The 26,167-nt window shown below is 37.2% G+C and carries 24 protein-coding genes and 1 other RNA gene; 6 read left to right on the top strand and 19 right to left on the bottom strand.

The genetic code is table 11. From position 1 onward, the window contains the following. The first annotated feature begins 158 nt into the window (after positions 1 to 158). From sucC to HV560_RS07255, 4 genes are all read left to right on the top strand, one after another. The gene (gene sucC, locus HV560_RS07270) at positions 159 to 1,319 is read left to right on the top strand and encodes an ADP-forming succinate--CoA ligase subunit beta (RefSeq protein WP_176812538.1); all 1,161 of its coding nucleotides are present in this window, start codon (positions 159 to 161) and stop codon (positions 1,317 to 1,319) included. Positions 1,320 to 1,327: 8 nt separating this feature from the next. After that, positions 1,328 to 2,197 carry a succinate--CoA ligase subunit alpha gene (sucD, locus tag HV560_RS07265; protein WP_176812537.1) on the top strand — a complete coding sequence of 290 codons (870 nt, stop codon included), beginning with the start codon at positions 1,328 to 1,330 and terminating at the stop codon, positions 2,195 to 2,197. A gap of 230 nt (positions 2,198 to 2,427) precedes the next feature. Continuing rightward, the gene (locus HV560_RS07260; protein ID WP_176809942.1) at positions 2,428 to 2,796 is read left to right on the top strand and encodes a hypothetical protein; all 369 of its coding nucleotides are present in this window, start codon (positions 2,428 to 2,430) and stop codon (positions 2,794 to 2,796) included. A 64-nt stretch (positions 2,797 to 2,860) separates the two neighbouring features. Then, a complete protein-coding gene (locus HV560_RS07255; protein WP_176812536.1) occupies positions 2,861 to 3,394 on the top strand; it encodes a hypothetical protein in 534 nt (177 codons plus the stop codon). A gap of 25 nt (positions 3,395 to 3,419) precedes the next feature. Here the strand turns inward: HV560_RS07255 and HV560_RS07250 are convergent, their stop codons facing one another. The 7 genes from HV560_RS07250 to sstT form a co-directional block, all read right to left on the bottom strand. Next, positions 3,420 to 5,270 (bottom strand): hypothetical protein, encoded by a 1,851-nt coding sequence (locus tag HV560_RS07250; RefSeq protein WP_176812535.1) that lies wholly within the window; start codon positions 5,268 to 5,270, stop codon positions 3,420 to 3,422. A 38-nt stretch (positions 5,271 to 5,308) separates the two neighbouring features. Then, positions 5,309 to 6,754, bottom strand: coding sequence for an alanine/glycine:cation symporter family protein (locus HV560_RS07245; protein WP_176808382.1), 1,446 nt, complete (start codon positions 6,752 to 6,754; stop codon positions 5,309 to 5,311). Between the two features lie 99 nt (positions 6,755 to 6,853). Further along, positions 6,854 to 7,855, bottom strand: a complete 1,002-nt coding sequence (locus tag HV560_RS07240; protein ID WP_176809938.1) for a nickel/cobalt transporter — start codon at positions 7,853 to 7,855, stop codon at positions 6,854 to 6,856. After that, positions 7,846 to 8,487: a DUF1007 family protein gene (locus HV560_RS07235; protein ID WP_176812534.1), complete on the bottom strand. Its 642-nt coding sequence runs from the start codon at positions 8,485 to 8,487 to the stop codon at positions 7,846 to 7,848. The genes HV560_RS07240 and HV560_RS07235 overlap by 10 nt, the downstream gene beginning before the upstream one ends. Positions 8,488 to 8,544: 57 nt before the next feature. Next, an RNA gene (rnpB, locus tag HV560_RS07230) (RNase P RNA component class A) lies at positions 8,545 to 8,922 on the bottom strand. Positions 8,923 to 9,017: 95 nt separating this feature from the next. Beyond that, positions 9,018 to 11,303: a DNA internalization-related competence protein ComEC/Rec2 gene (locus HV560_RS07225; protein ID WP_176812533.1), complete on the bottom strand. Its 2,286-nt coding sequence runs from the start codon at positions 11,301 to 11,303 to the stop codon at positions 9,018 to 9,020. Positions 11,304 to 11,434: 131 nt separating this feature from the next. Continuing rightward, complete coding sequence (sstT, locus tag HV560_RS07220; RefSeq protein ID WP_176809935.1) at positions 11,435 to 12,646, bottom strand: serine/threonine transporter SstT; 1,212 nt, start codon at positions 12,644 to 12,646, stop codon at positions 11,435 to 11,437. A 245-nt stretch (positions 12,647 to 12,891) separates the two neighbouring features. Here sstT and HV560_RS07215 point away from each other — a divergent pair, with 245 nt between their 5' ends. Together HV560_RS07215 and ushA are read left to right on the top strand one after the other, a co-directional pair. Then, positions 12,892 to 13,254, top strand: coding sequence for a diacylglycerol kinase (locus tag HV560_RS07215; RefSeq protein WP_176812532.1), 363 nt, complete (start codon positions 12,892 to 12,894; stop codon positions 13,252 to 13,254). A gap of 38 nt (positions 13,255 to 13,292) precedes the next feature. Next, positions 13,293 to 14,936 (top strand): bifunctional UDP-sugar hydrolase/5'-nucleotidase UshA, encoded by a 1,644-nt coding sequence (gene ushA, locus HV560_RS07210; RefSeq protein WP_176812531.1) that lies wholly within the window; start codon positions 13,293 to 13,295, stop codon positions 14,934 to 14,936. Positions 14,937 to 14,977: 41 nt separating this feature from the next. On the opposite strand, the gene yciH is transcribed toward ushA, so the two are convergent. From yciH to pheS, 12 genes are all read right to left on the bottom strand, one after another. Continuing rightward, entirely contained in the window at positions 14,978 to 15,289 is a 312-nt protein-coding gene (yciH, locus tag HV560_RS07205) for a stress response translation initiation inhibitor YciH (protein ID WP_159629798.1), read from the bottom strand. 124 nt (positions 15,290 to 15,413) lie between these two features. After that, complete coding sequence (pyrF, locus tag HV560_RS07200) at positions 15,414 to 16,109, bottom strand: orotidine-5'-phosphate decarboxylase (RefSeq protein WP_176808375.1); 696 nt, start codon at positions 16,107 to 16,109, stop codon at positions 15,414 to 15,416. 18 nt (positions 16,110 to 16,127) lie between these two features. After that, a complete protein-coding gene (gene lapB / locus HV560_RS07195; RefSeq protein ID WP_176812530.1) occupies positions 16,128 to 17,324 on the bottom strand; it encodes a lipopolysaccharide assembly protein LapB in 1,197 nt (398 codons plus the stop codon). Between the two features lie 3 nt (positions 17,325 to 17,327). Further along, positions 17,328 to 17,615, bottom strand: coding sequence for a LapA family protein (locus tag HV560_RS07190; protein WP_176808373.1), 288 nt, complete (start codon positions 17,613 to 17,615; stop codon positions 17,328 to 17,330). Positions 17,616 to 17,655: 40 nt separating this feature from the next. Further along, positions 17,656 to 17,937, bottom strand: coding sequence for an integration host factor subunit beta (locus HV560_RS07185; RefSeq protein ID WP_176808372.1), 282 nt, complete (start codon positions 17,935 to 17,937; stop codon positions 17,656 to 17,658). A 130-nt stretch (positions 17,938 to 18,067) separates the two neighbouring features. Further along, positions 18,068 to 19,735, bottom strand: coding sequence for a 30S ribosomal protein S1 (gene rpsA / locus HV560_RS07180; protein ID WP_176812529.1), 1,668 nt, complete (start codon positions 19,733 to 19,735; stop codon positions 18,068 to 18,070). A gap of 92 nt (positions 19,736 to 19,827) precedes the next feature. After that, positions 19,828 to 20,502, bottom strand: a complete 675-nt coding sequence (gene cmk, locus HV560_RS07175; RefSeq protein ID WP_176812528.1) for a (d)CMP kinase — start codon at positions 20,500 to 20,502, stop codon at positions 19,828 to 19,830. Between the two features lie 23 nt (positions 20,503 to 20,525). Then, entirely contained in the window at positions 20,526 to 21,563 is a 1,038-nt protein-coding gene (degS, locus tag HV560_RS07170; protein ID WP_176808370.1) for an outer membrane-stress sensor serine endopeptidase DegS, read from the bottom strand. Between the two features lie 28 nt (positions 21,564 to 21,591). Beyond that, complete coding sequence (locus tag HV560_RS07165; protein WP_176808369.1) at positions 21,592 to 22,116, bottom strand: NlpC/P60 family protein; 525 nt, start codon at positions 22,114 to 22,116, stop codon at positions 21,592 to 21,594. A gap of 41 nt (positions 22,117 to 22,157) precedes the next feature. Then, complete coding sequence (locus tag HV560_RS07160; RefSeq protein WP_176808368.1) at positions 22,158 to 22,466, bottom strand: integration host factor subunit alpha; 309 nt, start codon at positions 22,464 to 22,466, stop codon at positions 22,158 to 22,160. A 60-nt stretch (positions 22,467 to 22,526) separates the two neighbouring features. Beyond that, positions 22,527 to 24,914, bottom strand: a complete 2,388-nt coding sequence (gene pheT / locus HV560_RS07155; protein WP_176812527.1) for a phenylalanine--tRNA ligase subunit beta — start codon at positions 24,912 to 24,914, stop codon at positions 22,527 to 22,529. A 58-nt stretch (positions 24,915 to 24,972) separates the two neighbouring features. After that, positions 24,973 to 25,956, bottom strand: coding sequence for a phenylalanine--tRNA ligase subunit alpha (gene pheS / locus HV560_RS07150; RefSeq protein ID WP_176812526.1), 984 nt, complete (start codon positions 25,954 to 25,956; stop codon positions 24,973 to 24,975). Between the last annotated feature and the right edge of the window lie 211 nt (positions 25,957 to 26,167).

Below are 26,167 nucleotides of genomic sequence, written 5' to 3'. Positions count from 1 at the left end.
GTTCGCTACAAGCGGTCTATTTTTAATCAAAATTAACAAAATCGGATAAACGCTCTACTTTTTGCGTCAAGCAAACAAAGTGGCGAAGCAAGGTCTGCTTTCTTTTGGTTACTTTTCTTTGCACAAAGCAAAGTAACATAACACGATGAGGAAACTCTATGAATCTACACGAGTATCAAGCAAAACAAATATTTAAGCAGTATGGACTGCCTGTAAGTGAAGGTATCACTTGCTTTTCAGCAGATGAAACCGTTGAAGCAATAAAACAACTAAAGGGCGAACAGTGGGCGGTAAAATGCCAAGTTCACGCAGGGGGGCGAGGCAAAGCCAGTGGTGTAAAACTAGTGAGTAATGCTGATGATGCAAAAGCCTTTGCGGAACAATGGCTAGGCAAACGCTTAGTTACCTTCCAAACAGATGCTAACGGGCAACCTGTTAACGCTATTTATGTAGAAGAAACTTGCAATATTGACCGTGAACTCTATTTAGGGGCGGTGTTAGATCGCTCTGCACAAAAAGTGGTATTTATGGCATCAAGTGCGGGTGGTATGAATATTGAAGAAGTGGCTGAAAAAACACCTGAGTTAATTCACAAAGTGACTATCGATCCACTAACAGGTGGTCAAGCTTATCAAGGGCGTGAACTTGCTTTCAAATTAGGCTTAAAAGGCGATGAAGTTAAACAATTCGCTGATATTTTTGTAAAACTGGCTAAATTATTCATAGATAAAGACGTCGCCTTATTAGAAGTCAATCCACTTGTAGTAACCAAAGAAGGAAAACTGCTCTGTTTAGATGCAAAAATCACGATTGATAGCAACGCACTTTATCGCCACCCAGATCTAAAAGCATTGCAAGATCTCTCACAAGATGATGAGCGTGAAGCGGAAGCCGAAAAATGGAGCCTAAATTATGTCGCATTAGATGGTAATATTGGCTGTATGGTAAACGGTGCAGGGCTTGCAATGGGGACGATGGATATTGTAAAACTCTATGGTGGCAAACCGGCTAACTTCTTAGATGTAGGCGGCGGTGCAACCAAAGAGCGTGTAGCGGCAGCATTTAAGCTGATTTTATCTGATCCAAATGTGAAAACCGTTTTAGTCAATATCTTCGGTGGTATTGTACGTTGTGATTTAATTGCTGAAGGGGTCATTGCCGCCGTAAATGAGGTCGGTGTAAATGTGCCAGTCATTGTACGTTTGGAAGGTACCAACGCAACACAAGGGCGTGAAATGTTAGCCAATAGTGGACTAAGTATTTTATCAGCCTCATCACTAAAAGAAGCGGCTGAATTAGCGGTAAAATCTGCAAATTAGGAGGGAAAATGTCGATTTTAATTGATAAAAACACAAAAGTAATTTGCCAAGGTTTTACTGGCGGACAAGGTACATTTCACAGCGAACAAGCTCTCGCCTATGGCACTCAATTAGTAGGTGGCGTGTCACCAAACAAAGGGGGCACTACGCACTTAGGTTTACCTGTTTTTAATACCGTTCGTGAAGCGGTAGAAGCTACAGGTGCAACCGCAACCGTCATCTACGTTCCCGCGCCTGGCTGTAAAGATGCGATTTTAGAAGCTATTGATGCAGGTATTCAGCTTATTGTTTGTATTACCGAAGGCATCCCGACACTAGATATGCTTCAAGTTAAACAACGTTTAGCACAAACTGGCGTAACAATGATCGGCCCAAATTGCCCAGGTGTGATTACGCCTGATGAATGTAAAATTGGCATTATGCCAGGCAATATTCATAAAAAAGGAAACATTGGTATTGTTTCTCGTTCTGGCACGCTCACTTATGAAGCCGTTAAACAAACGACTGACGAGGGCTTTGGGCAATCTACTTGTGTTGGTATCGGCGGCGATCCTATTCCAGGCGCTAACTTTATTGATATCTTAAAGATGTTCCAAGAAGATCCTGAAACCGATGCCATTGTGATGATTGGCGAAATCGGCGGTTCTGCAGAAGAAGAAGCGGCTACTTTTATTAAAGATAATATAACTAAACCTGTGGTCAGTTATATTGCTGGTGTAACCGCACCAAAAGGCAAACGTATGGGGCACGCTGGTGCTATCATCAGTGGCGGAAAAGGCACAGCAGATGAGAAGTTCAAAGCATTGGAAGATGCTGGTGTAACTACCGTGAGAAGCCTCGCAGAAATCGGCTCTGCTCTTCGTAAGATTTTGGGTTAATAATATCACCGTAGGGGCGAATCATATTCGCCCCGCAACTAAACCATCAACAATCCAACCTCATTCCCCATATTCAAAAAATACAGCCCAATAAAACACACTAACACCACCGTTTCTCGCATTTCCTATCCTCATTCCGCCCCTTTACCTGTTCAAATCATCATCGCATATTGCACAAAAAAAAAACAATGCAGAATATGAATTTTATTACTCAACTGAAGGATTACATTATGATGTCTTTTATTAAAAACAATTCTATTTTAACCATTTTTGTTGTCTTTTTTGTGATTTGGGGGGTTGTCCTAAATGAATGTCTTTCTAAAAAACAATATTGGTGTGCTCTCATTCTTGTATTTTTTACTGCCTATTTGAATAGAAAGCTACTTAGCAAGCAGCTATCCAGAAAGCAAATATTCGGAGTGACGGCTGTTTTTATATTGATTAGCTGCTACCTCTTTACACCAGAAAAACCTCTGCAAACTCCAACCGAAATTTTATTTAACTTCGGATTATTTCTAGCAGCAAATGCTGCTGTAAATATCGATAAGTTAAACCAAAATTATGATAAACACGATTCCAAACCTGAATCTGAAGAATAGCCTTTACCCCAAAAAACGCCCCAACTCTATATTAAATAACGAGGGGCGTAAACAGGAGCCCATTATGAAAAAACTGATTACGATTACTTTATTTGCATTATCATTAACCGCACACGCTAAAATTGGCGATACGTTTACCGACCCTGAATTTGGGAAGATTACGGTAAAAGGACCTGCATTTCCTGACGATGGTAAAACCAAATATGAAATCGTCAATGGTGAACGAAAAGCGATTTTAACCCCCCAATGGAAATTTGTTGATAAAAACAATGAAATATATTTTAATCTCGAAAAAAGATTAGAAAAATTCTTAAAACAAGAGACTAAATCTGAAAGCGATATTATTAAGATGACGAAAGCCTTTATTGAGGGTTTACAAACTTTAAAGCCAATGCGTAAAACCATCTATTTGGACGGTTACAACCCTTATATGCTTTTACAATACGATGCTACAATTAAAAACATTCAGCGAGCGTTTAAATATCAATTTTGGGATTACTTCAGGAAAATCAAAGGTACGCCTGAATTTGAACAATTAAAACAAGAAATTAACTTCTCTTCTCAAATTTTAGACACTTTAAAATTATATGAAGAATAAAAAATAGCGGGATTTCCCGCTATTTTTATACTCTAACACCAATGTTTTCTTCTTTTATTTCTATTTCTTTCGTTTGCTCATTTGTATTTCCTAATGCGACCGCTTCATGTTCTTTTGCGACGAGCCTATCTAATTGAGGATATTCTTCTTTAATTTCCCCTAACGGTTTCCCTTGTTTAGATAATTCATCTAGAGCGAACTGTTTTTCTTCCTCGCTAACAGGCTCTTTATCTTTCATTTTCTGTAAAACAACCCCCAAAGAATAGGGCGTTAATTGATTAACTTCTTCTTTTTTATAAACATTATTGTATGCACTATAAGCGTTATTCGCCATAATTTCATCTTCGGTCATACGATTTATAAAACGCTCGGCTTCTTCTTGATTCATTTTAATATGAGGGTCGTTAACATAAGCGGAAATCAATGTTTTTCTCATAGCATTTATATGACCCACTAGCATTTTTGATAAGTCTTCATTATCTTTATTTTCCAACTTATAGCTCACTAATGCTCTTAACTTCGCATATTGCTCATTAATGTCATTAAATTTCGCCTGTTTACATTCATCTTCGTTAATAAGGGTAAACTTTGTATTTTCACTCGTGAAATTTTTTAAGAAGTCATCAACTGAGTTAATATCAGTTTTATTTTCTGAGGTTAAATTTTTCAACCCCACTTTCAACATCGCTTCGGTAAAATCCAACATAACTTGTCCGTCATCTTTGGATTTTAAGGAAATCACCCCCATATCGGATCCAAAGCTACTGATTTTAATTTGATACCCTTTGAGGTTTTCGTCATCTTTTTGTTTTGCAAGAATATGATTTGTTACCCCTACGGTGATTTCAGTGTAAATTAAATTATTAAGCTGACCTTTTAAATGGGCGGGGACTTCACCTTTATAGGTGGCGATTTTCGCTTGCAACTCTTTGCGTTTTTGAATGGTTTCATTAATATTTGCTTCGGCAATATAAGCATCTAAATAAAATGCTTTACCTTTTAAATCATCAAGAGTTATTTTACCACTTTTAATATTGGCAAGAAGCTCCGATAAATCTTCCTCTGTTAATTTGTCTTTCCCTATTGATTTGGCATAATCTTTCATTAAGTCGACCAAAATCGGGGGTAACTTATCTTTGTTTTCCCTCTGGAATTTTTCCACTCTTAATGCTTCTTCAATTTGAAGTTCAAAAATTTTATTGAGCTTTTCCTTCTCACTCAAACTGCTATCCTGCATTACCTGCTGTATTTTCTCTTGATAATTTGCCATACCTTCAAGAAATTCAACCCCATTTTCTATGGGTGGATTAGCGTTTTTAATTTCATTTTGAATATTTTTATTTAAAGCAATCTTATCTGGGGTAAGTTTAGTCTCATTCCAAATTCCCGAAAACTCAGGGTTTTGAGAAACAAAAGAGTCCATTTTTCTCTCAATTTCTTTATATTCTTGCGATTGGAAAAACGCTTCCACTTTATCAAAACGTGCTTCTACTTTATCAAAACGTTGTTGTAATACCACCATTGCAGCTAAATGAGACTGAATATTTTGTTGCTGTCTCTCAATATTACGCTGAATGCGGCTATCTTCTTCACGAGTATTTTGCACCTGTACTGTTTTCTCAATATAATCAAGATTTCGTATAAAACGCACACGCTCACGCAAAAGCTCTTGTTTTTCTTGTCGCTCTTGTAAGGTGGCTTCTAAAATAATTTTATTGTTCGCCTCTGTCGCAAACTGTTTAAATTGCTCTACTTTATCTTTGATTAGGGGGGTAAAGTCAAGAGTTCGACTGGGCAAACTTGGGGGAGTTTTGCTATAGGGATTTTGGGCGAATGGTGATTTGCCCCAAAAACTCAAGCGGTCTAATTTACACATTTTTTTGCAAATTAGACCGCTTGTTTTTTGCACTTAAATTACTCTTTTGACTTCCAAATTAATGGATCAACACCTTTTTGAATAAGTACTTGGTGCTCCTCAATTTTAAACACAGGCTCTTTGCCTTGTTTGAGCTGGCGGATATAATCTTTCATAATAATCCACACAATAGGAGACAGAATTAAAATTGCTACTAGATTGATAACTGCCATTGATGCCATTACCGTATCTGCAAACGCCCATACAATACCACCATCTCTCACCGCACCAAAGTAAACAAAGAACAGCACAACAGCACGGAAACCCCAGACAAACCAAACATTATTTTTAATATAGCGAATATTAGTTTCCGCATAAGCGTAATTACCGATAATTGAAGTAAAACAAAATAGCAAAATTATAAAGGCTAAGAAATGTAGTCCAAACTCGCCTAAGTGGAATTGTAACGCTGTTTGGGTAAGTGATATACCTCTCAAACTTTCGCCACCATAGTTATCCGACATTAAGATAATGACCGCCGTACAAGTACAAACCACGATAGTATCCACAAATACACCTAACATTTGTATCAACCCCTGACTTGCTGGGTGTTTTGCATCAGACGTCGCTGCTGAGTTTGGTGCAGACCCCATCCCTGCTTCATTTGAGAACAAACCACGCTTAATTCCCATTAGCATCGTTTTTGACACCAACGCACCAAACATCCCGCCAGCTACTGCCGAGAAGTCAAACGCACTTTCAATAATCAACGTGATTATCTGTGGTACTTTTTCAATATTCATGCCTAAAATAATCACAGCAATAATCAAGTAAAATAATGCCATCATTGGTACAACTTGAGCAGAAAATTTACCAATACGTTTTACTCCACCTGAAATAATCACGCCTGTGATAACAACTAAAGCAAGCCCTACATAAGAAGGATCCCAATCCCACGCATTTTTAGTTGCTTCCACAATTGAATTGGATTGTACTGCATTAAATGCAAAACCGAAGGTAAATATTAAGGTGATGGCAAAAGCAATCGCCAATGAAGGCAGTTTTAACCCCCGTGTAATATAGTAAGCAGGACCACCACGGAACATACCATTTGGATCTTTGGTTTTATATAATTGAGCTAAAGAGGACTCAGCAAAAGCTGAACTCATACCCATTAATGCCGTTATCCACATCCAGAACACCGCACCTGGTCCGCCAAGAGCAATCGCTGTTGCCACACCACCTATATTACCAACGCCAACACGACTTGCTAAGCCTGTTGTAAAGGCTTGAAATGGCGAGAGTGCTTGACCTGAGGTAGAACGTCCTCCCCACATTTCACGCAAACTTTGGGGAAAAAGACGAAACTGCACAAAGCCTGTCGTGATAGTAAAAAACATGCCAGCACCGAGTAATAATATGATAGTAATATCCCAAAGTGGGCCGTCAATTGTATTGACTATCCAAGTTAAAACACCTTCAAAAAATAGAATAATAGAATCCATAAAGACCTCTTAATTAAAATAAAAACGTGCTAGTTTAACCGAATTCCCATTTTTAAACATTTTTTAATACTTTTCTATAATAATTTTATCGCCATCCACTTAACGCCTAAATAAAATACCTGTGCTAGTATCAATAAAACTACTATGAAATAATGTTATACCAAATAGAATCAGCATTATTCCTAAGGCAAATTTAAATAATAGCACTGCCTTTCTATTCATTCGTGCTGAAAAATACCAACTACTTATTTTAACTGCTTTATTTCTTGCAATAAGAACTAAGAATGCCAATAAACTTAAGGTAAATCCTGTGCCAATTGCCATGACTAACGCTGAAATCACGCCCCAAAAATAGAGATCGAGCGTATAAGAGAGAAATAATACCAAAATCGCACCAGAGCACGGTCTCACACCAATACTTAACACTAGTATTAATTGAGCTTTCCAATCTTTGGCTTTTTGTATTTCATTCGAGGTAGGCAAATGTTTATGTCCACAACTGCAATGTTCATTATGAATATGATCTATATGCTGAACAAGCGGTTGTTTTTGTAATGTTTTTTGCAAAGTGAGCTGTTTTGAAAATCGGATTGATTTAATCTTAGGCTTACTCGACTTCCTCATTCCTTTGAAAATCTGATAGCACCAATAAAGCCCAAGCAAAATCATCATAGCAAAGCTACCACGCTCAACCCACTTCAACGTTAAATTAAAGTATTGGCGAGAAAGCGTAAAAATGACCACAATCACCGTAACAAGTAAAACCGCCACCAAGCCTTGCACCAAAGCTGAAGCGAAGGTAATTTTCATTGCCTGATTGAGTTTTGTTTTTTCAAGCGAAAGATAACTCGTTAGAATAAACTTACCGTGCCCTGGGCCTACCGCGTGAAACACACCGTATAAAAAGCTGATAAAAACTAAGGTCACACCTGCTTTTTGCTGATTGTTACTCAATGCGTTTAACGAAGTGGAAATCGCTGAATTAAACACCTTTTGCCACTCCATTACTTTAAATAGCAAAATCGGATAAAGTTGATAAAATGCAAAAAATATCAGAAATCCAACCGCTAGTACTGCCCATCGTTTCGTGCCTAATCGCATATAATCTCCACTTTCTGAGCAAATTGAGCACCTAATGAATCATCTTGATTATCCACCATCTCCTGAGATTGCGTTTTATCTAGGCTTGAAGCATATAAACGCAATTTATTATCTACTTGCGGCTGTAATAATGTTACTTTACAGCTCGGGTTGCTGATACTAATTTCATTAGCACGGTTGTACTCCATCGCAATATAATAACTTGGCTCATAAGTTGAAAGTCTTACCTTATTTTGCTTTAACTCATAAGGCTGACTTAAATGGAACGTGATATAAAACACCACTCGATTATGTTTGATTTCAAAACGTGTTTCTGTTGGTTGAGAAGAAAATTTTATTGGCTGATTTTTACTGTCATAAAGCACACTGAAATAATGGTTTTGTCGGGCAGATTGCACCATCTCTGCCGTAATAGCCTGACGAGTTTTCGCTTTATCTACACTATTATTCATTTCGTAAATCAACTCCGATGAAGCAATTTCATCAAGCATCCATTCCATTTGAAATGATCTCAACATTGTACCGTCAACTACCACTTTATTTTTTAAATCCACAAAAGAATGAGGGTGAGAATAAGCATAAGTTGTCAATAAAGTAGATAATGCAATCACAAAAAATTTTAATAATTTCATATTCATTCACTATAAAATAAAAAAGCGAACAAGTTAGCCCTGTTCGCATTTAAAAATTCGGTGAGTTGGTCGATAAGCCGAGTTCTGTCTTGGACAATCATTCCTCTAGGCGTACATTTACACATACGCTCAAGCAACCTACCCGAACTCTCGGCGGGCTACCGATTGAGTTCCTATTTGGTCTTGCTACGAGTGGAGTTTACCTTGCTGTGAAATGTTACCACCCACACGGTGCGCTCTTACCGCACCCTTTCACCCTTACCGAAAAATCGGCGGTCTGCTCTCTGTTGCACTGGTCGTAGGCTCACGCCCCCCGGACGTTATCCGGCACTCTGCCCTGTGTAGCTCGGACTTTCCTCTCGTTTACTTGTTTCTCAGTTTACGTTTTCACGAATTTAGAGGCTTCAATAAACCAGCGATTGCCTAACCAACTCGCAACGAAGTATAGCGAATTTACAAAATATTGCAAGAAAATAACCGCTTGTAGCAACTCTATAAACAAAAAGGATTAAGTGTAAAATGATCTGCCCTTAATATTGTTGTTTATACCACGCCGAATAATCACTTCTGGCTTGTTCTATTTCAAAAGAATGCTCATAAAATTTTACTCTTATCATCCCTACTTCTGCGGTATTTAATACCGCAATATTTTTTCTTTCTAATCGCTCAATAACCCCTTTATTAGGCAATTTCCAGGCATTCCAACGTCCTGCGGAAATCATCGCAAATTGTGGTTCAGTTAGGGCTAATAATGTTTCACTGGTGCTACTTTTACTTCCATGATGCCCTACTTGTAAGAAATTAATCTGTCTAGCATCTTGTGCAAATTGGCGTTCTTGTTGTATGCCTGAATCCCCTGTTAGCAAAATCTGCAAGCGGTCATTTTTTGCTAAAATAACGCAAGAATCTTGATTCTTAGCCCTTTCTACCAAATGAGAGGGGTAAAGTGCCGATAAATTCCATTCACCAAATTGCCATCTTTTTCCTCGAATACAAGGCTCTGGCTCACGCCCTAAGTAACGAATTTTGCTTGAGCTAATAAGCTTGGCATTTGGATAGGCAGAAAGCAAATCCACCACGCCCCCTGAATGATCGTTATCATCGTGGCTGAGAAAAATCGCTTCAACTAAAATGCCGTTACGTTTTAAATAAGGCAAAATCTCTAGCTTCGCCATTGAGTTTTTGTTGCCATTATTATTCGATCGCCAACTTGAACCTGTATCGTAAATCACCGCGTTATTTTGATCATCAATGAATGCCATTGCTAGGCCCTGTCCAACATCGAAAATAATCCATTCTGATTTGGCTTTAAAAGCCCATTTAGGTAGATAAAAACTGAAATTAAACAAGATTGTGAAAATGACTACATTAAACCATTTTTTATAAGAGAGCCGATAAAGTTTACAATAAAGGCATAACAAGACGAGTAAATTAAATGAGAGTAATTGCCATTGTTGCCAATCGTTTAGTGCAAGCCAAGAGTTAGAAAATGGGGCTAACAGCCATAAACTAAATTGAGCTAGGTAATCCGCTAGCTGCCAAGTAGCAAAGAGATTATCACTTAACAGGCTGAATAAAATGAGTGGAACAAGCAAAAAACTATATAGTGGCACAATCATAAGATTAGCAAGTAATGCAAAGGTAGAGACACCCTCAAAAAAATAGAGCTGAACAGGCGAGAAAATGAGCCAAATACCCACTTGCAAATGTAAAAGCGATAACCACAAGCGGTTGAATTTTGTCATTTTTTTGCGTGTTTCATCAGAAATAAAACGATTTAATGGAAAAAATTGATACCACAAAATCAAGCTTGCTACGGCTAAAATAGAGAGCCAAAAGCTATCTGAAAGCAAACTCAAAGGGTCAATCACAATCAATAAAGCAACAATTCTCCACCAAAATTGCCAATGAGTATAATGTCGCCTTAACACTTGGCAGAGTAACACAAACGTAATGGCGAATAACGCCCTCATAGTCGGAACAGCAAAGCTAGCTAAATAGCTATAAGCAAACGCCGTGAGAAAGCCAACTACTCTTGCAAAATGTAGTGAAAATCCGACCGCTTGTAACCAATCAAGCCTGCTTTTTAAGCATAACCATTGCCATCCTTTGGCAACATAAAAGCCAAATAACATAGCAAGACCAATATGCAATCCTGAAATTGCAATTAAATGAGCGGTTGCAGTTTGTTGAAATTGCGCCCAATGTTCTGCCTTTAACCAAGCTCTCTCACCGAAAGCTAGCGCCAATAATAAACCTTGAGTAGGTAAATTTTTCGTTTCTGCGTTAACTTTATTAAGCCAATTTGTTCGCAATGAGTTGTCTGTTTGTGCTAATTTTTCAACTTGACGAACGGTTGCTATCATATTGATATGATTAGAGAAATACCAACGTTGGCGGTCAAAATTACCGATATTACTGCGAGCTGAAATCGGGCGTAGATGAAGTGCTGCTTGATAATGTTGATCGAGGAATAAAGGTTGATCTGCTTGCCAATTTAGGTAAATGTTCTCACCAGTTTTAATTGTGGCAATAGCGGTTTGATAATCTCCCTGTTTAAGGATTTTCGTGATTTTAAATTGAGTGAGTTGTTTATTAGCGGTTATATTTCCCGCATTTTTTGCAACTTGGAAAGTATGAAAATAGCTAATACAGATTATCAGCCCACATAAAAAAGTGAATGTTGTTCGGCTACAAATACCGTATAGCAAAATCATTCCACCAAAGACAATGCTACCTAATAACCAATCTTTAGGTAAAAATAAGATAGGCAAATGGCATAAGACAGTAGTAATACAAAAACGATCTAAGGTCATAATAAAACAGTTTAAATTTTTAAACTGAGTATGCCGTTTACGCTAAAAATTTTCAGAGAGAATATGTAAATTTTCGAGCCAGATCGCAAAAATAAACAAGGCAGGCCAAAATGCCTGCCTTTGTAATCAGATTATGCTGACTTTTGATCTTCAGAATAACTTACCGCAGCGGTAAATAAAACATCGGTTGATGAATTTAATGCAGTTTCAACTGAATCTTGAATTACCCCAATAACAAAACCAACGCCAATAACTTGAGCGGCAATATCATTTGGAATATTAAACAAGCTACAGGCTAATGGAATGAGCAATAATGAACCGCCAGCAACGCCAGATGCACCACAAGCACAGATTGATGCTACCACGCTTAATAATAATGCGGTTGCAAAATCAGGCTGAATACCTTGTGTATAAGCTGCGGCTAAAGTTAATACCGTAACAGTAATTGCCGCACCCGCCATATTAATGGTTGCCCCTAAAGGGATCGCTACAGATGCAATTTCATCACGAATACCTAAACGTTTAGCAAGATTCATATTCACTGGAATATTAGCCGCTGAGCTACGGGTAAAGAATGCGGTGACACCACTTTCACGCAAGCAAGTGAACGTTAATGGATATGGATTACGGCGAATCTTCCAAAAAACTAATAGTGGATTTAACACCAATGCGACGAATAACATTGCACCCACTAATACTAATAACAAGCGAGCGTAACCTTCAAATGCCTCTAAACCATTTACTGCAACAGTTTCAGCAACCAAACCAAATACACCAATAGGTGCGAAAGCAATCACAACTTTAACCACAAAAGAAACTGCATCAGCTAAATCATTTAAAAAAGCTTTTGAACTTGCTGAACCGTGACGGAAAGCAATCCCTAAACCGATAGACCACGCAAGAATACCGATAAAGTTAGCATTACTTAATGCAGTTAGTGGGTTATCGACTAAGTTGAAAATAACCGTTTTTAAAATTTCACCAATGCCTTGTGGTGGGCTTAAACCATCAGGGCTTGCAGTTAATTCTAATGTGGTTGGGAACATAAAACTTAAAATAACTGCAATTAAGGCTGCAAAGAATGTACCTAATATATAAAGCACTAAGATTGGTTTTAATTTGCTATCTGTTCCCACTTCTTTATTTGCAATCGCAGATAACACTAATACAAAAACTAAAATAGGTGCAATAGCACGTAGAGATTTCACAAAGAATTGACCTAATACCCCAACGCTAACAGCCCAATCTTTATTAATAAATGCCAATAACACCCCTAGCACTAAACCAATAGCGATACGTAATACTAAATTACCGCCAAGAATTTTTGATGATGAATAACTCATAACATTTCACTTCTGTAAGATAAAAATAAGGATAAAGACAATTTACCCACCTAAAAATAGGCTTATTAGATTAGCGGAAAAATAATCAATATGGAATAAACAAGCGGTCATTTTTTTGAAGTTTTTTGCAAAAAGCTGCTTTTTTCTCTTTTCAGATTAATTTATGGTATTCATACTAAATTTATTTGAAGATAACGCTTCTTTCAGTACAATAATCCCTTTACACACTTAATCTTATTTAACTTATGAAACCTAAAAATAAAGCTGATTTTCAACGCATTATTAATGCAACAAATTATTCAATCAAAGGCTTGAAAGCCGCCTATATTAATGAAGCAGCCTTTCGTCAAGAACTGTGGTGTACGATTATCTTATTTCCTTTAGCCCTCATTTTAGGTGACACTAACATTGAAAAAGTGTTGTTAGTTGCAACCATTTTTCTTGTATTAATTACTGAATTATTAAATAGTGCAATTGAATCGGTCGTTGACCGTATCGGTTCTGACTTCCACGAACTCTCAGGCAGAGCAAAAGATCTTGGTTCTGCCGCCGTATTTTTATCAATGATTTTACTGGCAATTACTTGGATATTGGTCTTATTCTTCTAATGCTATTTTACAACGCTAATACTTACTGAGGTATTTCTATGAATTTTAAAAAAACATTACTTACACTCTCTATTTTAGGTTCTGCATCCGCAATCGCGTATGAAACAGATAAAACCTATTCTTTTACGGTATTACATACCAATGATTTGCATGGGCACTTTTGGCAAAATGATAAAGGTGAATATGGTTTGGCTGCACAAAAAACGCTAGTTGAACATATTCGCAAAGAAGTGGAAGACAAAGGGGGTGAAATCTTAGTGTTAAATGCAGGTGATGTAAACACGGGTGTGCCTGAATCTGATATGCAAAATGCTCGTCCTGATATTGAGGGTATGAATGCGATAGGTTATGACGCGATGGTTTTAGGCAATCATGAATTTGACTTTCCGCTACAAACGCTGTCTATCCAAGAAAAATGGGCTAAATTCCCTTTTATTTCTGCGAATGTAATTAATAAAAAAACAGATAAGCCTATCGTAAAACCTTACGTTATTCTTGAACGAGGCGGTATAAAAATTGCGGTTGTTGGATTAACGACAGAAGATACGGCAAAATTAGGCAATCCTGATGTCACTGAAAATGCAGTATTTAAAGATCCGATTGAAACCGCAAAAACAACACTGGCAGAAATTAACAAAAATGAAAAACCAGATGTACGGATTGCCTTAACTCATATGGGCTATTATTTTGATGGTAAACACGGCACTAACGCACCGGGTGATGTAACAATGGCTCGTAGTTTAGATAAAGGTGCTTTTGATTTAATCATTGGCGGACATACTCATGACACCGTCTGCATTGATGAAAAAGGTCAATTTAAAACCAAATATACGCCAGGTGAAGAATGTAAGCCTGATTTCCAAAATGGTACTTGGATTGTTCAAGCAGGCGAATGGGGCAAATTTGTTGGACGTGCCGATTTTGAGTTTAAAAATGGCAAAACAACCTTAGTAAAATATGAGTTAATTCCTGTCAATTTGAAAAAAACGATAAAAAAAGAAGATGGTAAAAAAGAATATCAACTTTACCAACCAGAAATTAAAGCTGATGAAAATACCTATACACTACTTAAAAAATACCAAGATGAAGGTGATGAAAAGCTCAATATTGATGTCGGTATTGTTAAAGGCTTATTAGATGGTAAGCGTGAGCATATTCGTTTCCATCAAACAAATCTTGGTCGCCTCATTGCTCAATCTCAAATGGAGCGTGTGAAAGCTGATATTGGTATTATGAACTCAGGTGGTATCCGTACTTCCATTGAAGAAGGTAAAGTAACTTATAAAAATATTCTAACCGTTCAGCCATTTGGTAATATGATTGCAACCGTTGATTTAAAAGGCAAGGAGCTATTAGATACAATTACAACCATTGCATTAAAAGAGGTAGATACTGGTGCATATCCACAATTTGCAGGTATTTCAATGGTCGTTGATCGTAATACAAAAACTATTTCTAATGTAAAAATTGGCAATAAAGCATTTGATGAAAACAAAACCTACAAAGTCTCTTTACCTGACTATGTAGCCTCTGGTGGTGATGGTTATCCATTACTGAAAAATCACCCAACTTATGTAAATACAGGGTTTATTGATGCAGAAATGCTGAAAAAATACTTTGAAGAAAATAAAGTCATTGAAGCGGATAAATACGATCCGAAAGATGACATTATTTTCAAATAATCTCATCTAAAGAAATAGGGAGATCGTCTGATCTCCCTATTTTAACCACCTGATAGTTTTACTTGAAATCCTTTAGACTCTAGAATTTGTTTGATAGCTTCACGATTATCACCCTGAATTTCAATAATTCCCTCTTTAAAGGAGCCACCACAACCTAATTTACGCTTAAGTTCTGAGGCAAGAGAATTAAAGGCTTTATCCTCTAAATCCAATCCTGTAATAACACAAACACCTTTGCCTTTTCGCCCGCTGGTTTGACGTTGAATGCGTACAATACCATCGCATTTAGGACGCTTTTCTTCAATTACTTCAGGCTTAATTCTCCCTGTTTCGGTTGAATAAACTAATGTCATTTGTAAATTTTCCTCAAAAACATCTATCTATTTGAAGGTTAACTTCTGCTCCTGGTTTAAAAGAGCAAAAAAAAGCGAATAATATGACCGCTTGTATTTATTTAAAAGAAAAGCGCAACTTATACTAATTAGCAATTGATTGATTTATTGATTTTAATACCGCTAATGGATCTGCAGCTTGAGTAATTGGACGACCAATCACTAAGAAATCTGAACCTGTTTCTATGGCTTTTTTAGGCGTCATTACACGACGTTGGTCAGCAAAATCCGTTCCTTCTGGGCGAATACCTGGGGTAATTAATTTGAAATCGTTCCCACAATGTGTACGTAATACTTCCACTTCTTGAGGAGAACAAACTACACCGTCTAAACCTGCACGTTGAGCTAAATGTGCTAAACGAATAACTTGTTCCATTGGTGAGGCATTAATGCCGATTTGTAATAAATCCAAATCTTCCATACTGGTTAACACGGTTACAGCAATTAATAATGGTGCATCTTTACCATAAGGTTCTAAGATTTTTTTCGCTTCTTCCATCATCGTTAAGCCACCTGAAGCGTGCAAATCTACCATCCATACGCCCAAATCAGCCGCTGAACGCACTGCACGAGCAACCGTATTTGGAATATCGTGATATTTCAAATCAAGAAATACATCAAAGTTTCGTGCGTGTAATTGTTTTAAAAAATTTGTGCCTAATGTCGTAAACATCTCTTTACCTACTTTTAAACGGCAAAGTGATGGATCAACTAAATCTACAAACTTCAGTGCCTCATCTTCGGTTTCATAATCTAAAGCAACAATAACTTTATTGTTCATACTGAGCTCCTTAATTTTCTATTGGATAAGACCATCGATACTTGGTATCGGTTTAATTTTTTCCCATTGATTACAAGATGGGCATTGCCACATTAATCGATAACTTTGATAACCACAATTTAAGCAACGATATTGAAAACCTTTTTTGATTTGATTACCCACCATATTATGTAACAAAATCAAGCTTTCTTTACCACTCCCTGCTTCAGCAAAATCTGCTTGATAGCGAATAAAACGATGGAAAGTGATCAAACTCGGATAACTACTTAACTGCTGATACAACTTAGAATGCGCAGCATTAACGCCATCTTTTTCTTCAATAAATTCAGTTAATGCAACATCTACGCTACTATTATGTTTTACTTGATTTGCTTTAATCAAAAATAACTCATAACCATTAGGATCATTTAAGACCGTATAACATTCTAGAATACGACCAAGTACCTCGCTAATATAATCAGGATCTTGCTGGAGTATTTGCTCAAAATAACCTAATGCTTTTATAGACTCTCTTTGTTCTAAATAAAAATCCCCAAGCATCATTGAGGCTCGGGTAGATTCTGGATAATAGTCTAAAGCTTTATTTAACGCATCAACAAATGCCATTTTATCTTCAAATTTGACCGCTTGTGCATATTCACAGAAAAAATGAGATAGCGGGATTTTATCGGACTCAGGCGAAATTTTTAATAATTTCTCAAAGACATTAATCGCTTTCTTCCACTCTCGTGTTTTTTGATAAACAACAGTAAGCTGAAATAAGGAATGTTTAGCAAATTCTGGTTCATCAACCAATGAAATATAATAATTTTCTGCTCGATCATAAAAACCTGCAGCCATAAAATCCTTAGCTAATTGCTGCTTTGCTAATAATTTCTGTTCAAACGAATAATTAGGATTATTCTCTAATGCTTGATGAATTCGCAGAGCCCTATCAATTTCTCCCCTTGAACGGAATAAATTACCTAAAGTTAATTCTGCTTCAAACTGAGATTCAGTAGAAATTTGATTTTCAGACTCTTGCTTTTGCAGCATAGAAAGGAAAAGATCGACAGCTTTCTCCTGTTGATTAGATAATAGAAGGTTTAAGCCAGCAACATACTCACGAGAGAATTTATTACTGACGGTTTCTTGCTCCTTTTTTGCACTACGCCGCCCCATATACCAACCATATAATGCAGCAATAGGCAATAAAAGGAACAATAATTCAAGCATTAGCTATTCAACCTTTGGCGTGGTTAATTCAATGATTTGCTGAGATTGGCGTTTTACACGGCGATTCAACGCGATATTTTGGAGTTTAATTTTTAAGTAAAAAATACCTGTTACCAACCAGCCTAAAATTAATCCTAAACCAAATAAAATTGCTACTAATGTAGATAAGCGTAATTCACTTTGTGCAATAATATAATTAAAAGTAATAAGTTGATCATTATTTGCACCAACTGTAATTGCAACAATAATTACCGTAATTACAATTAAAATACTCAAAATATACTTAACCATATAATCTCCCTGACTATAGAAATGTATAACTTAATGAGAATTACATTAAGTCTACCCGCTCTTTTAAATCCTTACCTGGTTTAAAATGAGGAACGTATTTCTCAGATAATACCACACTATCACCAGTTTTAGGATTACGCCCTACTCGAGGTTGTCGATAATGCAAGGAAAAGCTACCAAAACCTCTCACTTCAATTCGCTCACCTTTTTCTAACGTAAGCGTTAAATGCTCTAAAATCTCTTTTACACAATTTTCTACGGTTTTAATTTGCAAACTTGAGTTTTGGGCAATTAACCTCTCAATTAATTCGGATTTGGTCATCTCTTCCTCATCAAAATCATTATAGCTATTTTAAATAATCACTTATAAAATTAATGAGTATTTAAAATAACTATTCTAAGTTTAAATGGGTATGTTTAGAACATACCCATTTATCAGTTAGAAGCTAAAATTATTCACCTTTAGCTGCTTTGAAAGCTTCAGCAAATGCATTTGGTACTGCAACTTCTTCTTTGTTCACCTGTGCAATTGCTGCTGATTCTTCAGCTTCATTTTTCGCACGAACCGATAAGTTTACAATACGAGATTTACGATCTACGCCTGTGTATTTTGCTTCAATTGAATCACCTACAGAAATTACTGATGTAATATCTTCAATGCGCTCCGCAGTTGCTTCATTTGTACGAATAAATGCTTCAACGCCACCGTCTAATTCAACTTTAACGCCTTTAGCATCCACTTCTACAACTTTACCTGTTAAGACTGCACCTTTTTTCGTGCTATCTACGAAGTTTGTGAACGGATCAGATTCTAATTGCTTGATACCTAAAGAGATACGCTCTTTCACAGCATCAACTTGTAACACAACAGCTTCTACTTCGTCGCCTTTTTTGTAGTTACGAACAGCTTCTTCACCTGAAACATTCCAAGAAATGTCAGATAAGTGAACTAATCCGTCAATACCACCTTCTAAACCGATGAAGATACCGAAATCAGTGATTGATTTGATTTTACCTGATACTTTATCGTTTTTATTATGAGTTGCAGCGAATTGCTCCCATGGGTTTGCTTTACATTGTTTTAAACCTAAAGAGATACGACGACGCTCTTCATCAACTTCAAGTACCATAACCTCAACAACATCACCTACATTAACTACTTTAGATGGGTGAATATTTTTGTTTGTCCAATCCATTTCTGAAACGTGGACTAAACCTTCAACACCATCTAAAATTTCAACGAAGCAACCATAATCAGTTAGGTTAGTTACTTTACCTGTTAATTTACTATTTACTGGGTGATTTTCAGCAATAACAGCCCAAGGATCTTGGCCTAGCTGTTTTAAGCCTAATGATACGCGAGTTTTGTCTTTGTCAAATTTCAATACTTTAACCGTAACTTCATCGCCTACATTAACCACTTCACTTGGATGCTTAACACGTTTCCATGCCATATCTGTAATATGTAATAAACCGTCAACACCACCTAAATCTACGAAAGCACCGTAGTCAGTCAAGTTTTTAACTGTACCTTTAACTTCAGAACCTTCAACTAAACTTGCTAATACAGCATCACGATCTTGGTTGCTTTCTGTTTCAATAACCGCACGACGAGATACAACTACGTTATTACGTTTTTGATCTAATTTGATTACTTTAAATTCGTACTCTTTACCTTCTAAGTTTAAAGAATCACGAACTGGACGAGTATCAACTAATGAGCCTGGTAAGAATGCACGCACACCATTTAATTCAACAGTGAAACCACCTTTAACTTTACCATTTACGAAACCGACAACTGTAGCTTGTTCTTCAAAAGCTTTTTCTAAAGCAATCCAAGCTTCGTTACGTTTTGCATCACCACGAGAAACAACTGTTGCACCAAATCCGTCTTCTACAGCTTTAAGGACAACATCAACCTCATCACCAACTTGAACTTCTAATTCGCCTTGTGCATTAGTAAACTCTGATGCATCAATCGCTGATTCAGATTTGAAACCTGTATCAACAATCACTAAACCTTTTTGGATAGCAACAACAGTACCTTTAACAACATCGCCTAAACGTGGTGTAGCTGCAAATGATTCTTCAAGTAGTTGAGCAAACGATAATTCTGACATAATAAATCTTCTTAAAAATAAACATCCATCTAGCTTCCTGCTAAACGGGGTTGGTAGTAAAAGCTAAACAAATCCTATGTAAAGCCAACAAACTAAAATTTAATATATTGAGCGATGTGGTATAACGCTTGTTTAATCACATCATCAATCGATAAATGCGTGGAATCTAGAAGTAACGCATCTTTCGCTGGGACAAGCGGTGCAACTGCACGATTTCTATCGCGCAAATCACGCTCTTTTATCTCAGCTAAAATCTCGTCAAAGTTAGCATTAAATCCTTTTTCTTGCAACTGTTTTACGCGTCTTTTTGTGCGTTCTTCTGCACTTGCGTCTAAAAATAGCTTAATTTTAGCATCAGGAAAGACAACTGTCCCCATATCCCGTCCATCTGCGATCAGTCCTTTTTCAGTGCTAAATGCACGTTGGCGCGCTAATAACGCTTCCCTAACCAGTGGAAAAGCTGCAATTTTTGACGCATTTTGACCCGCTTGTGCCGTGCGAATTTGGTCGCCAACATTCTCGCCCTCTAAAATTACCTTAATCTCACCATTTTCAGGTAAAAATTGAATATCTAAATTACGTGCAATTTCGGCTAATGTTGTCTCATCATCAAGAGAGACATTTTTTTTCTCTGCATCCAACGCAGTAATGCGATACAAGGCTCCAGAATCTAAAAAATCAAAGCCTAATTTTTCAGCTAGAGCGTGACACAATGTGCCTTTGCCCGCGCCACTCGGACCATCAACCGTAATAACCACTTTTTCCATTTTATCCCTTTCTATTCAATCACTTACTGAGCTTGTAGTTCGGTAATTGTGACATCAAAATTCAATAATTGTTCACCACGCTGCACGGCCACTTTCACTGTGCTATAGGGCTTCATTTCTGCTAATTCAGTCATCATTTGAATAGGTGATAAAGCCTCAATACCGCCAATGCTAAGCACCAAATCACCTGATTTAATTCCAGCTTGAGCAGCAGGGCCTTGTTCATCAACATTCGCAATAAAAACGCCCTTTTCATAGCCATTCATTTTTGCGGTATCAATCAAATCAGTACTCACGCCAAAGTAACCACGAATGACACGACCATCTTTAATAATTTTTTCCATAATTCGATTAGCATGATTGATAGGAATGGCAAAATTTAATCCTTCAGATAGCTCATTTGTATTCTTGCCAAAACGAAGTGTATTAATGCCTATTAATTCTCCTGCCGTATTAATTAATGCACCACCTGAATTACCTTGATTAATAGACACATCTGTTTGAATGAAATTTTGTCTTCCGCTCTCGGTCAATGTTTTACGTCCAATTGCACTCACAATACCTTGGGTAATACTTTGCCCCAAATTTAAAGGATTACCAATCGCTAATACCACATCACCAACTTCTAACTTTCTATTTGGATTTTGCGGAATAGTGGGTAGATTTTCAGCATCAATTTTCAATACTGCTAAATCTGTTAATGAATCATCTCCAATTAATTTAACATTTGCCGAAATTAATCCATTTTGCAATGCAATCACAATCTGGTCTGCATTTTCAATAACATGCTTATTGGTTAAAATATACCCATCATTACTCATAATAACGCCTGAACCTAAATTCTCTACCTCAAAACTTGAGTTTTCTGAGCTAAAATTTCGGCTATATACATTCACAACAGCTGGAGAAGCAATTTTAACCGCAGTATTGTAGCTGATGATCTCTTTTTGATTGAGTGCTGAAAATATCCCTACGTTACCTTGAAATAATGGCGCAATAAATAGAATCAAAAATGCACAAAAAAGTCCAAAAATGACCGCTTGTCCAATTTTTTTCAGCATTATAAGTTCCTTAAAACGTTATTATTTATCATAAGCGGCGGGCTTGCCAAAATACCTTTGACCAATAAGGAGAGTCGATATCGGAATAAATCACACCGCCTTTTGTTGAAGCATGAAGAAACTGCCCATTCTTAACATAAACACCCACGTGTTTGCCATTTGGTCCTCTGCCTGTATTAAAGAACACTAAATCCCCTGTGCGTAATTCTCGCTTAGAAATACGTTGTCCTTCTTTTGCTTGCTCTTTTGTTGTTCGCGGTAGATTAATCCCAAATAGATCTCTAAAGGTCACTTGCATAAAACCAGAGCAATCAATACCTAATTTGCTATTGCCACCTAAACGATAGCGGGTGCCTTTCCATTCATGTTGATGTTCGCTTAAGCGGCTAATTGCTATAATCGGATCTGCAAGCTCCGCATGATAAGCTGAAGGATAAATTTTTCGTTTTGCTTGTTCGTCAGTTTTAGAGCCATTTGAACTAGAGCAAGCTGATAATACAACTACACCTACTAGCACAAAGCCTAATGATAGCCATTTTTTTACTAATTTCATTTAATACCACTTAATGAGCATTTCATATTCATATAAATAAATTATTTTTTTGATTGTGCATTAGCCATAGCCAGCTCAACACGTTCACGCAATTTTTTACTCGCTTTGAAGCTAACTACTCTACGAGCAGATACCGCAACATTTTCACCCGTTTTAGGATTACGCCCTGGCCGAGCTTTTTTCTCTCGCAGGAAAAAATTACCAAAACCCGACAATTTCACTTCTTCGCCATTCTCAAGAGTTGCACGAATTTCTTCAAAAAATAGATCTACAAATTGCTTGGCAACACGCTTTTCTAAATCTAATTTTTCAATTAGATTTTCTGTAATTTCAAGCTTGGTAAGAGCCATAATTTATCCTTAATTTATTGTTATGGCTGATATAAACACCAGCCATATTTTATTTGCTGATTAATCACGAAGTACCGCATTGAAACGTGCTGCCAATTCAGCTAATACCGCTTGAATAACAGTATTGATTTCATTTTCTTCTAATGTTTTTTCTTTATCTTGAAGAGTCAAACTAATCGCTAAACTTTTCTTATCTTTGGCTAAATTTACACCACGATAGACATCAAATAAGTTTAATGCAATTAATTTACTGCCTGCAGCTTGACGGCAAACATCTAACACTTCGCCAGCTGGAACAGACTCATCAACCACAATCGCAATATCACGGTTATTTGCAGGAAATTTAGAAATTTCGACCGCTTGTGTAACAGTTCTTTCTGCAATTGCCGAGGCTAAAATTTCACATACAATCGGTTTACCTTTAATGCCAAATTTTTGCACAATAGATGGGTGAACTGTACCAATAAAGCCAATTTCTTTACCATCTAACATAATTGCCGCAGATTGCCCAGGGTGTAATGCAGGATATTGTTTTACAACAAATTTTAGATCATTACGCACAGAACTAAGAGAAAGTATGCGTTCAATATCGCCTTTTAGATCAAAAAAATCAGCCGCTTCAGCTTTGTTTTCCCAATGTACAGGGCGTTTATCACCAACAATTGCCGCAGCGAATACAAACTCTTGGCGTACAGCAGATTCCGCATTGCTATCTGGGATAAAACGTAAACCAGCCTCAAAAATACGCACACGATGTTGCTGGCGACTTTGATTATAGACAATTGTATCTAATAAACCTGTTAACAATGATACTCGCATTACCGACATTTCACTTGAAATTGGGTTCGGGAGAACTAATGCCTGTTGTTCTGGATGTAAGCACGCTTGCTTTTTAGGATCTACAAAACTATAAGTAATGACTTCTTGATAATCACTATCTACGAATGCCGTACGAATACGGTTAACTTCCAGTAACTTCTCTGGTGTCCCATTCATCGTTAAATGAGAAAGTGGAGCATTATTTGGAATGCTATTATAGCCATAAATTCGAGCTACTTCTTCAATCAGATCTTCTTCAATTTCAATATCAAAACGCCAGCTTGGCGCCACAGCTGTCCAAGTATCATTAGTAAAAGTGACCTTTAAGCCTAAACGAGTTAAGATATCTGTAACTATTGCATCTTCGATGTGATGACCAATTACGGAATCTAATTTACTACGACGTAGCGTGACAGTATTGCGTTTTGGTAAGTTTTCTTCACTGACCGCCTCCACAATTTCACCAGCCTCACCACCACAAATCTCAATTAATAATGCGGTTGCACGTTCCATTGCTTGGCGTGTTAATTTAGGATCCACACCACGCTCGAAACGATGTGAAGCATCGGTGTGTAAGCCGTATTGACGAGCTCTGCCTGTAATGGCAAGCGGTGCAAAAAATGCAGACTCTAGCACTACATCTTTTGTGTTTTCGCTCACGCCACTCGCTTCACCACCGAAGATCCCAGCCATAGCCAGTGCACCTTTACTATCAGCAATTACTAACGTATTTGACTGCAATTTCGCTGTTGTACCATCTAATAATACAAGCTCTTCACCCGCTTTTGCCATACGCACTTGAATGCTGCCTTCAATTTTAGCGGCATCAAAAGCGTGCATTGGCTGCCCAAGCTCTAATAAACTTAAGTTGGTAATATCTACAATTGGATCGATTGAACGAATACCACAACGGCGGAGTTTCTCTTGTAACCACAATGGCGAAGCCGCTTTTACATTCACGTTTTTCACTACACGGGCTAAATAACGAGGGCAAGCCTCTGGAGCTTGTAACTCGACTGCCACTTTATCTGAAATGCTTGCTTGAACAGGTTCAATCGTTGGCGACTTAACACCCGCTTGGTTAATCACGCCCACTTCACGAGCAATACCAGCAATGCTTAAGCAGTCAGCACGATTTGGTGTAAGGCTGATTTCAATCGCAACATCATCTAAATTCAAATACTCACGGAAATCTTGACCAACTGGTGCATCTGCAGGTAATTCAATAATTCCGCTATGATCTTCTTTAATGCCAAGCTCAGAATAAGAACAAAGCATACCTTCTGATGGCTGACCACGTAATTTAGTTTTCTTAATTTTGAAATTACCTGGTAAAACGGCACCATCAACCGCACAGGCCACTTTTAAACCTTGACGACAATTTGGTGCACCGCACACAATATCCAATAGACGCTCACCGCCCACATTAACTTTTGTTATACGTAATTTATCGGCATCAGGGTGTTGGGCACATTCAACCACTTCGCCAACCACCACGCCTGAAAAGCTACCTGCTACAGGCTCTACATCATCAACTTCTAAACCTAACATCGTAATTTGGTCACATAACTGCTCTGTGCTAATTGCTGGGTTTACCCATTCACGCAACCAAGATTCATTGAATTTCATTATTTCTATCCTTTAATTTGCAAAATTTTTCTTATTCTAGACCGCTTGTCTTATTCAATCATTTAAACTGTTTTAGGAAACGTAAGTCATTTTCAAAGAATGCACGCAAATCTGTGACATTGTATCGTAACATTGTTAAACGCTCTACACCCATACCGACTGCAAAGCCGCTATATTCTTCAGGATCAATGCCTACATTGCGTAATACATTAGGATGAACCATTCCGCATCCTAATACTTCCAACCACTTACCATTTTGACGCATTACATCAACTTCAGCCGAAGGTTCCGTGAAAGGGAAGAAAGATGGGCGAAAACGTACCTGTAGATCTTCTTCAAAAAATGCTTTTAAGAAATCATGAATTAAACCTTTTAACTCGGTAAAATTCGCTTTTTTATCCACATATAATAATTCAATTTGATGGAACATTGGCGTATGAGTTTGATCGTAGTCATTACGATATACACGACCTGGTGCCACAATACGGATAGGCGGGCTTACCTTTTCCATTGTACGGATTTGTACGCCCGAAGTTTGGGTTCTTAATAAACGATTTGCATCAAACCAGAACGTATCATGATCGGCTCGGGCAGGGTGATGAGCAGGAATATTGAGAGCATCAAAATTATAATAATCTGTTTCAATTTCAGGGCCATTTGCTACGGTAAAACCTAACTCAGAGAAAAATTTTACGACACGCTCAATCGTAATAGAAACTGGGTGTAAGCCACCTAATTCAATTTTACGACCAGGAAGTGAAACATCAATACTTTCGTTAGCTAGTTTGGCATTTAACGCTTCGGCTTCCAGTTTTTCTTTTTTCTCATTTAACGCATTTTGTGCGATTTGTTTAGCATCATTAATTTTTTGACCCACCGCAGGGCGTTCTTCTGCTGGAACATTACGTAACCCTTGCATTAACGCGGTAAAATGCCCTTTTTTACCAAAATATTCCACTTTCAATGCTTCTAATGTGGCAATATCATTCGTAGCATTAACAGCATCAACTGCCTGTGCAACTAAACCTTCTAAGTTGTGCATTTTATCCTCTAATAATTTTGATGATTTAAAATTGGTGAAATGATAATACTTTAGCAAAAAAAAGTAAATGTAGCCTTCTGCTAAATTGTTGATTTTTAAGGTAAAGGATTGGATTTTAATACAAGCGGTCGTATTTATTTATTTTTTTGCAAGTATTTAGAGATAAAATTGGCTTTACGATATAAAAGCGTTATGATTAATAAAATTTTTA

Origin of the sequence: Mannheimia pernigra, assembly GCF_013377995.1 — a bacterium.
In the GTDB taxonomy this organism is placed as follows: Bacteria; Pseudomonadota; Gammaproteobacteria; order Enterobacterales; family Pasteurellaceae; genus Mannheimia; species Mannheimia pernigra.
This window is presented reverse-complemented; position numbering and strand designations above follow the sequence as displayed.